Source organism: Streptomyces sp. PCS3-D2 (genome assembly GCF_000612545.2).
In the GTDB taxonomy this organism is placed as follows: Bacteria; Actinomycetota; Actinomycetes; order Streptomycetales; family Streptomycetaceae; genus Streptomyces.
Map to the genome: position 1 here is coordinate 6,597,590 of NZ_CP097800.1, position 13,271 is coordinate 6,610,860.

General features: G+C 71.0%; 13 protein-coding genes. 10 read left to right on the forward strand and 3 right to left on the reverse strand.

Features of this window, described 5'->3' with window-relative positions:
- Nucleotides 1-287 precede the first annotated feature (287 nt).
- From wecB to AW27_RS29630, 4 genes are all read left to right on the forward strand, one after another.
- The gene (wecB, locus tag AW27_RS29615; RefSeq protein WP_037928969.1) at nucleotides 288-1,484 is read left to right on the forward strand and encodes a non-hydrolyzing UDP-N-acetylglucosamine 2-epimerase; all 1,197 of its coding nucleotides are present in this window, start codon (nucleotides 288-290) and stop codon (nucleotides 1,482-1,484) included.
- A 58-nt stretch (nucleotides 1,485-1,542) separates the two neighbouring features.
- Complete coding sequence (locus AW27_RS29620; RefSeq protein WP_052031310.1) at nucleotides 1,543-2,325, forward strand: hypothetical protein; 783 nt, start codon at nucleotides 1,543-1,545, stop codon at nucleotides 2,323-2,325.
- Nucleotides 2,322-3,569, forward strand: coding sequence for an FG-GAP repeat domain-containing protein (locus tag AW27_RS29625; protein WP_037928967.1), 1,248 nt, complete (start codon nucleotides 2,322-2,324; stop codon nucleotides 3,567-3,569). Before AW27_RS29620 ends, AW27_RS29625 begins: the two co-directional genes overlap by 4 nt.
- 205 nt (nucleotides 3,570-3,774) lie before the next feature.
- Nucleotides 3,775-4,992: an acyltransferase family protein gene (locus AW27_RS29630; RefSeq protein ID WP_052031309.1), complete on the forward strand. Its 1,218-nt coding sequence runs from the start codon at nucleotides 3,775-3,777 to the stop codon at nucleotides 4,990-4,992.
- Nucleotides 4,993-5,005: 13 nt separating this feature from the next.
- Here AW27_RS29630 and AW27_RS29635 read toward each other — a convergent pair whose 3' ends face one another.
- Complete coding sequence (locus AW27_RS29635) at nucleotides 5,006-5,926, reverse strand: helix-turn-helix domain-containing protein (RefSeq protein WP_063890654.1); 921 nt, start codon at nucleotides 5,924-5,926, stop codon at nucleotides 5,006-5,008.
- Nucleotides 5,927-6,097: 171 nt separating this feature from the next.
- Here AW27_RS29635 and AW27_RS29640 point away from each other — a divergent pair, with 171 nt between their 5' ends.
- The 5 genes from AW27_RS29640 to AW27_RS29660 all read left to right on the forward strand — a co-directional run bounded on the left by AW27_RS29640 (nucleotide 6,098) and on the right by AW27_RS29660 (nucleotide 10,444).
- The gene (locus AW27_RS29640) at nucleotides 6,098-7,513 is read left to right on the forward strand and encodes an MFS transporter (RefSeq protein ID WP_304949927.1); all 1,416 of its coding nucleotides are present in this window, start codon (nucleotides 6,098-6,100) and stop codon (nucleotides 7,511-7,513) included.
- 72 nt (nucleotides 7,514-7,585) lie between these two features.
- Nucleotides 7,586-8,479, forward strand: coding sequence for an alpha/beta hydrolase (locus tag AW27_RS29645; protein ID WP_037928964.1), 894 nt, complete (start codon nucleotides 7,586-7,588; stop codon nucleotides 8,477-8,479).
- A gap of 51 nt (nucleotides 8,480-8,530) precedes the next feature.
- Nucleotides 8,531-9,049 (forward strand): hypothetical protein, encoded by a 519-nt coding sequence (locus AW27_RS29650; protein ID WP_037928962.1) that lies wholly within the window; start codon nucleotides 8,531-8,533, stop codon nucleotides 9,047-9,049.
- 18 nt (nucleotides 9,050-9,067) lie between these two features.
- Nucleotides 9,068-10,033 (forward strand): MsnO8 family LLM class oxidoreductase, encoded by a 966-nt coding sequence (locus tag AW27_RS29655; protein WP_037928957.1) that lies wholly within the window; start codon nucleotides 9,068-9,070, stop codon nucleotides 10,031-10,033.
- Between the two features lie 75 nt (nucleotides 10,034-10,108).
- On the forward strand, nucleotides 10,109-10,444 hold the full coding sequence (locus AW27_RS29660) for a tyrosine-protein phosphatase (RefSeq protein WP_236647843.1): 336 nt from the start codon (nucleotides 10,109-10,111) through the stop codon (nucleotides 10,442-10,444).
- A 309-nt stretch (nucleotides 10,445-10,753) separates the two neighbouring features.
- Here AW27_RS29660 and AW27_RS29665 read toward each other — a convergent pair whose 3' ends face one another.
- Both AW27_RS29665 and AW27_RS29670 read right to left on the reverse strand, forming a co-directional pair.
- Nucleotides 10,754-11,158, reverse strand: a complete 405-nt coding sequence (locus AW27_RS29665; protein WP_037928950.1) for a MarR family winged helix-turn-helix transcriptional regulator — start codon at nucleotides 11,156-11,158, stop codon at nucleotides 10,754-10,756.
- 141 nt (nucleotides 11,159-11,299) lie between these two features.
- Nucleotides 11,300-12,142, reverse strand: a complete 843-nt coding sequence (locus AW27_RS29670) for an NAD(P)H-binding protein (RefSeq protein ID WP_037928943.1) — start codon at nucleotides 12,140-12,142, stop codon at nucleotides 11,300-11,302.
- Between the two features lie 109 nt (nucleotides 12,143-12,251).
- Between AW27_RS29670 and AW27_RS29675 the strand changes: the two genes are divergently transcribed.
- The gene (locus tag AW27_RS29675) at nucleotides 12,252-12,740 is read left to right on the forward strand and encodes a MarR family winged helix-turn-helix transcriptional regulator (RefSeq protein WP_052031327.1); all 489 of its coding nucleotides are present in this window, start codon (nucleotides 12,252-12,254) and stop codon (nucleotides 12,738-12,740) included.
- Nucleotides 12,741-13,271 lie beyond the last annotated feature (531 nt).

Consider the following 13,271-nt stretch of genomic DNA (forward strand, 5'->3'; position numbering starts at 1 on the left):
TCCCTGCTCAGAAGCCCCGCACTCCCTTCCCCGGAGTGCGGGGCTTCTGGCGTTCCCGAGCGTCTGTTCGAGTGGCCGGGGGAGTTCGTTGACTGTCCGGGCGGCTCCGGGAAAGCTGATGGCAGGCCGGAAGAGGGCAGCCGAAAAAGGCCCCTCGCAGAGTGATCCGATCCCCTGGCCACACCCGTAGCCACACCCGCAGGTCCGCCCGCGGCACCGCCGTGCCGCGTCCTTCCCCCGCCATGCCACGGCCCGATTCCCAACGCGCCACGAAGAAAGAGGAAGCCATGCGTTCCGTCGCCGTAGTCCTCGGCACCCGGCCGGAAGCCATCAAGTTCGCGCCGGTCATCCGCGCCCTCCAGGACGACCCGCGCTTCGAGCCCGTCGTGATCTCCACCGGACAGCACCGCCAGATGTTGGACGAGACCCTCGACGCCTTCGGCCTCAGCGCCGACGTCGACCTGAACGTGATGGCTCCCAAGCAGACCCTCTCCCAGGTCACCTACCGCTCGCTGCGCGGCCTGGAGGACTACTTCGCCGCCTCGCCCGCCGACGCCGTCCTGGTCCATGGGGACACCGCCACCACCCTCACCGGAGCCCTGGCCGGATTCCACCTGCGCATCCCCGTCGTCCACGTCGAGGCCGGACTGCGCAGCGGCCGGCTCGGCTCGCCCTTCCCCGAGGAGGGCAACAGACGGCTCGTGGCGCAGGTCGCCGCCCTCCACCTGGCCCCCACCCCCGGCAACCTCGCGAACCTGCTCCGCGAGGGCATCGCCGCCGACACCGTCACCGTCACCGGCAACACCGTCATCGACGCCCTGCGCTGGGCCAGCGGCCGAGCGGAGAGCTACGGCGACCCGGCCCTGGCCGACCTCGACAGCGACCCGCGGCGGGTCGTCCTGGCCTCCGCGCACCGCCGCGAGGCCTGGCCGCACCTGCCGCAGATCGGCCGGGCCCTCGCCCGCATCGCCGACGAGCCCGGCGTCCGCGTCGTCGTACCGCTCCACCGCAACCCCGTCGTCCGCGAGGCGCTCCTGCCGCACATCGGCAGCCACCCGGGCATCACCGTCACCGACCCGCTCCCCTACCTGAGCTTCTGCAAGCTCATGGGCCGCGCCGACATCATCGTCTCGGACAGCAGCGGCAGCCAGGAGGAGGGGCCCGCCCTCGGCAAGCCGACGCTCGTCCTCGGCGACGTCACCGAGCGCTCCGAGGCCATCGTGGCCGGCACCGCCTGCCTCGTCGGAACGGCCACCGACGGCATCGTCTCCCACACCCAGGAGCTGCTGCGCGACCGTGCCGCCTACGACCGGATGGCCAACGCCGCCAACCCGTACGGCGACGGACGGGCCACCGAGCGCACCGTCGCGGCCCTCGCCCACTTCTTCGGCCTCGGCCCCGCCCCCGAACCCTTCGTCCCCGAAAACGCCGTCGACGAGCTCAGCGTCGAGCTCGCCCGCACGGCCGACTTCGCCCGCACCTGAGCCCCCACCCGGGCCCCTACCCGGGCCCGCGTCCGGGTCCCGATCGAGAGGAGCACGCATGAGAGCCACCCCGTCCGCCGTCGAACGCCCGCTCAACTTCAGCACTCCGTACCTGAGGGCCGACCTCGTGCGCGACGCCGTGGACTACACCGTCGAGGGCCGCAGCATCGTCGTGAACCCCGGTGTGACGCCCGTGACCATCGCGGAGGAACCCCGCAAGACCATCCCCCCGCTCTCCTCCACCGTCCTCTCCGACACCCGCATCGAGAAGGCCGACGCGCTCCTCCTCCTGCGCTCCGCCCCCGACGGCACCGACATCACCGGCATCACCGCGGAACCCGGCTGGTCCCACCTCGCCGACCTCCTCGCCCCCGGCGAGTTCCCCCGCGAGACCCCCCTGCACCGCAGCCCCCAGGACGACATCAACACCGTCCTGTTCGACCCGGCCCATGTGCTCGGCGAGCGCGAGACCCCCACGGACCTGCGCGAGTTCAACGTCCGCGCCAACCTCTGGTTCTCGCCCGCAGGCACCGACTGCGCCGTGCACAACCAGCACGACTTCATCGAGGTCCACACCCAGGTCCACGGCCTCGGGCGGATGCAGCGCTTCCGGGACCGCGACCACGCCACGCTCTACCAGGACGTCCTGATGAGCCCCGGCTACACCACCCCGGACCCGTTCTGCGCCACCGGTCCCCAGTGCACCTACCACTACCCCTGGCACCAGTACCGGGCCGACACCGACTGCGTGTGGCTCGCCATCGAGTACCACCCCGTACCCCGCGCCCTGCGCACCCTCTTCCCCGTGACCACCCCGAACCCTCTGGAGAACCCGTCGTGACCACCACCGGCAACACGGGCGGAACCGCCCTGCGCGCACCGAAGTTCACCGCCGAGGTCGTAGCCGACCAGCTGCGCGACGGCTACTGGCTGGAAGCCCCGGACATCGACGGCGACGGCAAGCCGGACCTCTTCGGCTACGGGCTGCGCCTCGGCGAGATCTACTGGTACGCCAACGACGGCGACTGGACCCGCCGCCTGATAGCCGACCGGATCAAGATGCCCGTCGGCGCCGACTTCGCCGACGTCACCGGCAACGGCCACCCCGACGTCATCGTCTGCTACGACCTGTACGGCCCGATCGGGACCATCCACGACGCCAACACCGAAGGCGGCAAGATCGACTGGCTGGAGAACCCGGGCACCCCCGACAAGGACGAATCCCGTTGGAAGCGCCACTACGTCGGCCGGGCCACCGGGATGCACCGGCTGCGCGCCGGCCACTTCACCCGCACCGACCGGCTCCAGATCATCGGCCTGCCGATCGTCGCCAAGGAGGACGTCCACGCCGTACTGCCCGTCGTGCTGTTCACCCAGCCCGACGACGTGCACACGGCACAGGAGTGGGAGATGACCGTCATCGACGACAGCCACTTCCGGATGATCCACGGAGCCGAGAAGAAGCAGGGCCTGATACCCGGCTCCGACCTGGAGTCCCTGCTGCTGGCCTCCGACGAGGGTGTCACCTGGCTCCACTACGACGAGGCGCGCCAGGAGTGGATCCGGGAGCTGATCGGCACGGGCGAGCTCACCCAGTTCGAGCAGACCGGATTCCGCGGCAGCGGCGACCTCAACGCCGGCCGCCTCGGCGACGACCCGATGGCCTACGTCGCCGCCATCGAGCCCTTCCACGGCAACACGGTGGCCGTGTACACCAAGGCCGGCGACGGGCACAGCTGGAACCGCGTCCTGCTCGACGTCTACGGCGACCCCAACGAGAACGGCGAGGGCCCCGGCCACCAGATCGTCTGCGCCGACTTCGACGGCGACGGCGACGACGAGTTCCTCGTGGCGCTGCGCGGCCCGTGGCCGTGGCAGGGCGTCATGTACTACAAGGCGATCGACGCCGCCAACGGCATCTGGGCCAAGTGGCGGGTCTCGGACGAGTCCGTCGCCCGCATCGCCACCGCCGACTTCAACGGCGACGGCCGCCTGGACTTCGCCACCATCGCGTACTCCGTGCAGAACTACTACGTGGCCAAGGACGCCAAGCTCATGGTCCACCGCAACCAGATCGAGCAGTAGGGGAACCCGTGGCGGCGCCCGGTCCCCGGGACCGGCCGCCGCCCCTCCCTCCCCGCACCCACGAGCCCCGACGGGCAGTCCCGCCTTCCGCGACGCCCCTGCGCGCGCCGCCCGGGACCGTGCCCCCGCCGCACGGCGGACCACGGCCCCGGTGGCCGTCCCTCACGAAACCTCTTCCGCACCTCTTCCGAAAGAGCGATTCCCTGTGGCCTCCACGACGTCCTCCGACGCCGCGAAGCGGGCGAAGCTGCCCTCACTGACCGGCCTGCGGTTCTTCGCCGCCCTCTCCGTCTTCTTCTTCCACGCGTCGCTGACCGACTCCCCGATCCCGCCCAACGCCCCGATCAACCCCTTTGCCGACGCCGGCATCGCGGACTGGCTCTCCACCGCCTTCGGCAAGGCCGGGTACCTGGGCGTCTCCTTCTTCTTCGTCCTCTCCGGCTTCGTCCTCGCCTGGGCCGCCAAGCCCGGCGAGCGCGTCACCGCGTTCCTGCGCCGCCGACTGCTGAAGATCTTCCCCAACCACATCGTCGTCTTCGCCGCCGCGATGATCCTCTTCGCCGGATCGGCCGTCACCGGAGTCGCCGACTGGCTCCCCAACCTCCTGCTGATCCACACCTGGTGGCCGCAGCCCACCGTCAACCTCAGCGTCAACCCGCCCAGCTGGTCCCTCGGCAGCGAGCTGCTCTTCTACGTGCTCTTCCCCGCGCTCGTCGTCCCGATCCGGCGGCTCCGCGGCCGGACCGCCCTGTGGGGCTGGAGCGCCGCGATGATCGCCGGGATGGTCGCCGTCCAGCTGATAGCCACCTACTTCGTCCCCGACACCCCGAAGTCCACCATCACACCCATCTCCGGGATGCAGTTCTGGTTCGGCTACCTGCTGCCCGCCGGCCGCCTCTTCGAGTTCGTGCTCGGCATCCTGCTCGCCCGCATCGTCCTCGCGGGACTGTGGCCGCGCCGCGTCGGCTTCGCCGTATCCCTGGTCCTGACCGTCCTCGGCTACGCCGCCGCGCTCGTCGCTCCGTTCCAGTACGGATTCGTCGTCGCCACGATCGTCCCCGTCGCCGCGCTGATCGGGGCCACCGCCAACGCCGACGTCCAGGGCCGCCAGACCTTCCTGCGCAGCCGGCCCATGGTCTGGCTCGGCGAGGTCTCCTTCGGCTTCTACCTCGTCCAGGGCGTCACGATCTTCTACCTGCGCTCGCTCCTGGGTGAGCACACCTACAGCGTTCCGGTGGCCCTGCTGGTGATCGCCGGCTTCTTCACCGCCTCGCTGCTCGGCGGCTGGCTCCTGTTCCGCTTCGTCGAGATGCCGGCCATGCGCCGCTTCGGCCGCGCCAGGCCCCGTACGCCGGCCGCACCGGCCCCGGCCCACGAACCGCCCGGCGACCGCACCCCGGTCAGCGCGTCCGTCCGGGACTGACCCGCCCGCCGCCCTACCGCTCACCGCCCGCGTCGGCATCAGCCGGCGCGGGCTCCGGCGTACCCCGGCCCGCACCGGCCGCCGCGCCGGCGGTCAGGCTCGCCAGCATGCGCAGTGCCGCGTCCGAGGGGGAGGACTCGGGGGCGCTGTAGAGCAGCATCCGGTGGTTGGTGCCGTCGGTGAGGTGCAGGTTCTCGAAGTCGAGGGTCAGCGGGCCCACCACAGGATGGTGCAGGGTCTTCGTCCCGACCGTGCAGTCCCGCACCGGATGCTTCGACCACAGCGAGGCGAAGTCCGGGCTCTGCAGCATGAGCGATCCGATCAGCTCGGCCAGCGCACGGTCCTCGGGATTGCGTCCCGCGACCAGGCGCAGTGCCGCAAGCGCGACCCGGGCCTCGCCCTTCCAGTCCGTGTACAGCTCCCGGGTGTGCGGGTCGAGGAACAGCATCCGCGTGAGGTTCGGGCGTACGGCGGGATCGTCGGGGCTCACGAAGTCCAGGTGCCCGGCGAGCAGGGCGTGCCCCAGCCGATTCCAGGCGAGCACGTTGTTGCGGCCGTCCAGGACGACGGCGGGCACCTGGGGCATCGCGCCGATCAGCCGGCGCGTGGTGTCGCGGGCGTACTCGGGGCGGGGCGAGGGGGCCCGCTTGGCGCGCGGCGGCCGGGCCAGGTTGTGCAGGTGCGCGTGCTCGTCCGGGGTCAGGCGCAGCGCCCGGGCCAGTGCGTCGAGGACGCTGTCGGAGGCGTTCGTGCTCTGACCCTGCTCCAGGTGCGTGTAGTACGTGATGCTCACGCCGGCCAGCAGGGCGAGCTCCTCGCGTCGCAGCCCGGGCACGCGCCGACGGGTGCCGTGGGACGGTAGCCCGACGTCCTCGGGCTGGAGCTGGGCGCGACGGGTGCGGAGGAACTCTCCCAGAGCGGTCGGTGTGTCCATGCCTTCCAGTGTGCCGGGGGAAGGCGCCGGACGTCGCCCCGGAAGGTGGCCCTGGGAGTGCTAGCTTGCGCGGCGCCAGCACAGCCAGGGGGCTGGGTAACCCTTCCCGACCGGTCCAGAGTCGATGGCGCGACGCAACACGCCGTCGCGTGATCGAAAGGGAGTCTGGCGATGTCGGTTGTCGAGGGTGCGCGGGTTGATGCGGGTGGGGGGGAGGGGCCTGTTCGTTTGGATGGGCGCCTGAGGTTGGTGCTTGTGGTGTTGCTGGTGGCGCAGTTCATGCTGGCGGTGGATTTTTCGATCCTGAATGTGGCGTTGCCGGTGATCGGTGACGGGCTTGGGTTCTCGTTGTCGAATCTGCAGTGGATCGCGACGTCGTTTGCGTTGTGTGCTGCGGGTTTCACGTTGTTGTTCGGTCGGGTGGCGGATCTGTTCGGGCGGCGTCGGCTGTTCCTGGTGGGTCTGGCGGTTTTGGGTGTGTCGTCGTTGGTGGGTGGTTTGGCGACGTCGCCTGAGATGTTGATTGTGGCGCGGGTGTTTCAGGGTCTTGCGACGGCGGCGGTGACGCCTGCTGGTCTGTCGTTGTTGACGACGTCGTTTCCTGAGGGTCCGTTGCGGGAGAAGGCGTTGGGGCTGAATGGTGCGTTGATGTCGGCGGGGTTCACCACGGGTGCGATTTTGGGTGGTGTGTTGACGGATCTGCTGTCGTGGCGGTGGGCGTTCTTCATCAATGTGCCGGTTGCTCTGGTGGTGTTGGTGATTGCGCCGACGGTGATTCGTGAGTCGCGTCCGGATGTGCGTCCGAGGTTGGATGTTCCGGGTGCGACGGCGGTGACGTTGGGTCTGCTGGCGTTGGTTTATGGGTTGACGCAGGCGGGTGAGCGTGGTTGGGGTGCTCCGTCGGCGTGGGGTTGGCTGGCGGCTGGTGTGGTGTTGTTGGTGGTGTTCTATGCGGTGGAGTCGAGGTCGTCGGCTCCGTTGGTGCCGGTGAGTGTGTTGAAGAAGCGGACGGTGGCGTGGGGGAATGTTGCTGGTCTGGTTGCGTTTTTGACGGAGACCAGTTTGGTGTTCCTGATGACGCTGTATCTGCAGGAGGTTTTGGATTTCTCGCCGTTGACGGCGGGGTTGTCGTTCGGTGTGCTGGGTGTGGGCACGGTGATCGGTGGTTCGGTTGCTCCGCGGGTGATTGGGGCGGTGGGTACGCGGTCGACGTTGATCGTGGGTGGTGTGTTGCAGGCGGTGGCGACGCTGAGTTTGGTGGCGTTGGGTGAGACGTCTGCGTCGATGTGGTTGTTGCTGGTCGCGACGTTCGCGGGTGGTGTGGGCAACATGTTGGTGATCGTCGGGTTCATGGTGACGGCGACGACGGGGTTGCCGGATCGTGAGCAGGGTATGGCGACGGGTTTGGCGACGATGACGCAGCAGATCGGTATCACGATGGGTACGCCGATCATGTCGGCGGTGGTTGCGGCGAATACCGACATTCATGCGGGGATCACGACCGCGGTCGTGGTCAACACCGCGATCGTCGTCCTCGGCATCCTCACCACCGTCCTCTTCCTGCGGGCCAAGCAGACCGGCAACTAAGGCAACTCCGCCTTGTGACAGACCTGCCGAGGCGGCGAACGTTGGCCCCAGGCACGGAGGGAAGGAACCCCGATGGCAACACCCACCCACTCGGCCCCCGGACAGAGCCGTGCCCAGGTCCGCTGGGAACACACGAGTATTCCCTCCCCGTCCGGCCCCGTCCCCGCCCGGGTGTACCGGCCTGCGGCGTCCGCACCACAGGGCTGGCTGGTCTGGGCCCACGGCGGCAGCTGGCGCGCCGGCTCCGCCCAGGACTGGCACGGCCCCACCGCCGACCTCGCCCGGACCTCGGGCTTCGCCGTCGCCAGCATCGACTACCGGCTGGTCCCCGAAGTACGCCACCCGGCCATGGTCGAGGACGTACTGGCGGCGCTCGCCTGGGCCCGGAGGCAGGCGCGGGAACAGGCGGGTGAACAGGCCGGGGAACAGGCCGGGGAGCTCGTGCCCGTCGCGGTCGGCGGAGACAGCGCGGGAGCGACGCTCGCCGCCTGTGCCGCCCTCGCCTGCCGTGACCGGACCCTCCCGCTCGCCGCCCAACTGCTCGCCTATCCGCCGCTGGACCCCGGCTGCACGGCGGCCTCGTACCACCGCTTCCCCGACATGTTCCCCACCGCCTCCTACCTGAAGGCGGCCTGGCGGGACTACCGGGACCCGGGCCGGCCCGACGCCGCCGACGGCACCCGCCTCTACAGCACCCCCTTCGAGGCGGCCGACCTGCGCGGCGTGGCACGAGCCGTCCTGGCCACCGGCGACCTCGACCCCGTCAGTGACGACGTGCACCGCTACGCCCGCCTGCTGCACACGGCCGGAGTGGAGGTCACCCTGCGGGAGTTCGGACAGACCGGCCACGGGGCGTTCCTCCAGCCCGGCCGCGCCACGGGCGCCGCATCCGAGACGGCGTCCCTGCGTGGCTGGCTGGGCAGCGCCCTGCGCCTGCTCACCACACCGGCCGTTCCCCGTGCCTGAGGGGCTCACGCGCCTCCCGTCCCTACGCCAACCCCCCTACCTGGAGCCGACATGAACGCCGACAGCCCCAACCTCGATGCCCTGCTCAGGCATTTCGCCGACCTCCGGGACGGCCACCACGGCGGCGCCGTCACCCGCCCGGACAAGGAGGAGCACTTCCGCACGGCCGCCCGGCTCCTCGACCCGTACGCCCGCCGGGCACTCACCGAACTCAACGACGAACTCCTCCTCGGCCAGGGCGTGGTCGATGCCAGCGGTGTCCAGCGGGCGGAGGACGGAACCCTCTTCCACGCCTGGACCCTGTGGTGGGACGAGCAGTCGACCGCGGACATCCCGCCGGTCACCCTCTACGCCCACTACGGCGCGGGCTTCCACCACCCGCACCTGCGCGGCGCCACGGTCTCCGAGTGGCCGCTGAACGTCTTCGACGAGGAGCAGGCCGCCGCCGAACTCCCCACGATGCGCGCCATCGCCGCCGCGGACCTCCACAACCTCGTCTTCGAACGGGACTTCAGGATCGTCCCCGCGACCGTGGCGGGCGCCACCGGCCTTCCCGCACACCAGCACTGAACCGAAAGGGCGTCCGCCATGACGAAGCCGCGACTGTCCGTACTGGACCAGACCCCCGTCGGCGAGGACCACACCCCGGACCAGGCGCTGCGCGCCTCCGTGGACCTGGCCCGCGCCGCCGAGGACCTCGGGTACACGCGCTACTGGGCCGCCGAGCACCACGGCTCCCCGGGCTTCGCGAGCAGCGCCCCCGAGATCCTCGCGGGAGCCCTGCTCGCCCGCACCTCGCGCATGCGCATCGGCACCGGAGGGGTGCTGCTGCCCCGCTACGACCCGGCCAAGGTCGCCGAGGTCTTCGGTGTGCTCGCCTCCCTCCACCCGGGACGCGTCGACCTCGGCATCGGCCGGGCCGGCGGTCCCGCACGGGACTTCCCGCAGCGGCTCGCCGAACTGAGCAGACTGCTCGGCGCGGGCGGTGTCGTACCGCACCCGCCGGTACCGCCGCAGATGTGGCTGCTGGGCGCGGGACGCGAGTCGGCGCGGCTGGCCGGCCTGTTGGGCACCGAGTTCGCCTTCGGGCACTTCTTCTCCCCGACGGGCGGCGAGGAGGCGTTCGGCGACTACCGCTCCCAGTACCGCAGGGCCACGGGCCGGCCCGGCGGCGGCGCCCTCGCGGTGCGCGTGGTCACGGCCGACAGCGCAGGCCGTGCCGAGGAGCTGGCCCAGAGCCTGCTGTTGTGGCGTGCCCGCAAGGACCTCGGGCAGGACGCCCCGCTGCCGTCGTACGAGACCGTGCGGCGCCACCGCTGGACGGGAGCGGAGCTGGAACGGGCCAAGGTGCACCGCACGGCCCTCGTCTCCGGAGCGCCCGAGCAGGTGCACGCCGTGCTGACGGGTCTCGCCGCTGCCCACGGAGTGGACGAGCTGATCGTGAACACCCTGACGGCGGATCCAGCAGACCGGCGCCGCTCCTACGAGCTGCTGGCCCAGGCCTTTGACCTCCCGGCGGAACGGCGTGAGGCAGCGGTGCCGGCCGCCCGCTAGTGTCGTGGCCGGGCGTCGCGAGGTGGTGAACCCTTCCGGTCATGGTGGCCGGATGTGTGTCCCGCCGATCCGGCCGTGCCCGCGACGCCCGCCACACCGGCGCCGCGGGCACCACTCGCCGCGTTCGCCCTCATGCTCCTCGGTGTCCCCGAGCGGCAGATCCTCGACGATTTCGCGCTCACTGAGCTGGCCACCGAACGCCTCACTGCGGACGGGCGGGCCGCCAATCCCGACCGGGTCATGAAGTGGCCGAGTTACGGCGGTGCCCCGCTGGTGGTCATGGAGCTGGTGCCGGCGGACCTTCGGGCCCGGCACGGCTCGGTGCGCGGTTACCTGACGCACCGTGTGGGCCTCCCGGACCGTACCGCGCAGCAGCTGCGCGCCCGGCTGCTGACGACCGCCGACGCCTGACGCGTGCGGGGCTTCGGCCATCAGCCGGGGCGACCGGCCGGTTCGACCCCGGATCGTGCGCGGGTACGGTCGCGGGATCAGCGGCGCTGCCTTCGGCCCGGACGGCCGCCTCCTGGCGCGCGGCACCGAGACGGGCCGGGCCCGCGAGCACCAGCGCGACGCTGCCGGCGACGTCAGGCCGTGGGGAGAATCAAGGTGCACACCGGGGGCTCGGGACCCACGGGCAGCGGACCGGCGGTCGGACCGTTGGAATACGGCTACGCCCGCCCATCCGGTCGGCGGCCTCCCGCTCCGGCCGGAGGTGAACCCCTACGCCTGTTCCACGTTGCGCGTCATCCGCTCCAGGACGCTGACGGCGGCCCGGTACTCCTCCGGGGATATGCCGGCGATCGACCGCTCGCGGAAATCACCCACGCGCAGACCGACGTCGGTGAGCCGGGCGTGGCCTTCGTCGGTGAGAGCGAGCCGGCCCGGCTCCGTGCGCATCATCCAGCCGCCCGAGAGCAGGGCTTCGATGGTGGTGGTGAGGGCTTCGGTGCCGGCGTTGGCCGCAAGCACGGTCCGCACGGCCTCGTCAGTGGACCGGGGGGCGTCTTCGACGACGTTGAGCACCTGCCAGGCGAGCCGGGTCAGGCCGCAGTCGGCCAGCAGCGCGTTCATGGCGGCCGTGAGGGCCTGGTCGGTCCGGTTGAGCCAGTAGCCGATGGGCTCCATGCCCTTCCTCCTCGGAGTCGGCGGGATCAGTGGTGAAGGTCGTGGGCCGGACGGTGCAGCAGGCGTATGAGGGTGCGGCAGACGAGGACTGCCAGGGCGACCGCAGTCGGAGGCCGGGGCCCTCGGGGCGACCGGGCCGCATCAGGACCCGGTGAATGCGCGGGTGTTCTCAGAGGCCCACTGCGCATAGGTACGGGCGGGGCGGCCGAGGAGGGTCTCGGTGGTATCGGCGACGGCGGCCGAGCCGTGGCGCGCGGCGGACCACAGGTCGAGCAGCGAGCTGACCACCGGTGCGGGCAGGAAAGCCGCCATCTGCCGCTCGGCGGCCTCGCGGGATATGCGCTCGACCGGGATCGCTCGGCCGATGGCCTCGGAGAGGACGGCGAGCTGCGTGCGGAAGGTGAGCGACTCGGGTCCGGTGAGGGTGACCGAGCGGCCGGCGAGGGAATCGCCGGTGAGGGCCTCGAAGGCGATGTCGGCGATGTCCTCGGGGTGGATGGGCGCGATGTGCGCGTCCGGGTAGGCGAGTTGGACCGGCAGGGAACGGCTGATGGGGCGTGCCCACCCCAAGGAGTTGCTCGCGAAGGCGTCAGGGCGCAGGAAGGTGCAGGTCAGGGAGGAGCCGGCGAGAGCGTGCTCGACCTCGTGGCTGTGGCTCGCGAGGGGGTCGGTTTCTGCGTCGGGGCCGAGCACCGACGACGAGGACAGCAGCACGACGTGTTCGACGCCGGCGGCCTCTGCGGCCTTGACCAGCTCGTGGACACCGGCGGGCTCCGGGTAGAGGAAGATCCGGCGGATGCCCTCCAGGGCGGTCGAGAACCTCTCCGGCCGGTCGAGGGGGAGTGCACAGGTCTCGACGCCGGCCGGGACGGCCGCTTCGGCGGGACGGGCGCTGGCGGCGCGGACGGTGTGGCCGGCGTCGTGCAGGCGGGTGATGACGCCCCGGCCGATCCTGCCGCGGGCACCGGTGATGAGGAGGGTCATGGGAGGCTCCGCTCACAATGTCGTTGAAGTCACGCATATGCATGCTGACACGCACACGTTTTCATGTCAACACATACCTGTCGGGGGTCACGTAGATACGATGGCGGCCATGAAGAATCACGAGGCGGAGACGGCCGTGGAGGCCGCCGTGGCCGAAGAACTGCTCAACGCCGTGGGTCCCGCCTTCGGCAAGCTGCGCCGCTCCTCGCTCCTGGAGGTCGAGGACCCGATCTCCGCGAAGGACCTCAGTCGGACCCTCGTCCTCAATGTCGTCCTGGAGATCGCGCGGGGCGGCACCCGCGAAGTCACCGTCGGCGCCGTCGGCTCCCACCTGGGCGTCGACCCCTCGGTGGCCAGCCGTATGGTCTCCGACTGCATCTCCGCCGGCTACTTGGTCCGCGCCGCCTCCCAGCGCGACGGCCGCCGCACGGTCCTGCACCTCAGCCCCGGGGGTGAGGAGCTGATGGCCCGTTTCCGCCGCCACCAGCGTTCGGCGTACGAGTACGTCACCGCCGACTGGAGCGAGCGTGACCGCCTCGAATTCGCCCGACTGATGGTGAAGTACGTGGCCTCCCAGGAGGCCCTGCGCCGCCCGTAGCCGCAGCCCCTGCCCGACGGTGGCCCCGCATGCGCAGCCAGGAGGGCGAACCCGGCGAGGTCGGCCGTCTCGCCAGCCGTCAGGAGGCGGGCCGGTCCGGTGGCGCGGGGCGGTTGACGCAGGCCCCTGGGGACGTTCATCCGGGCCGTGCCGGGGCCTTCCCCTCGCACGCTGACGCCTTCCGGCGAAGGGGGCGTGTCGAGCGTCCCGGCAGCGGCCACCTTGCGAGTGCGAGTTCGATCCGCCGACCCGGTGCGTCGTCGAGAAGGGCCCCGTCCTTGGTGGGACGAGGCCGGTGGACGGATTGCGCTGTGTGATCCTGACCGGGTTCCCGGGCCACAGGTCAGCCGATCAGGTAGCGGAGTCCGTCGACGACAAGGGTGCCGATCACGCCGCCGATGACCGTTGCGCAGATCGAACCGAGCAGGCGTCGGCGGCAAGGAGAACCACGAAGGAAACGCCCGCTGCCAGTGCTACCCCGTTATGTTTTCTGCGGTTCCGCAATGGGGCCGCTGGCCTCCGGGCCCGGCA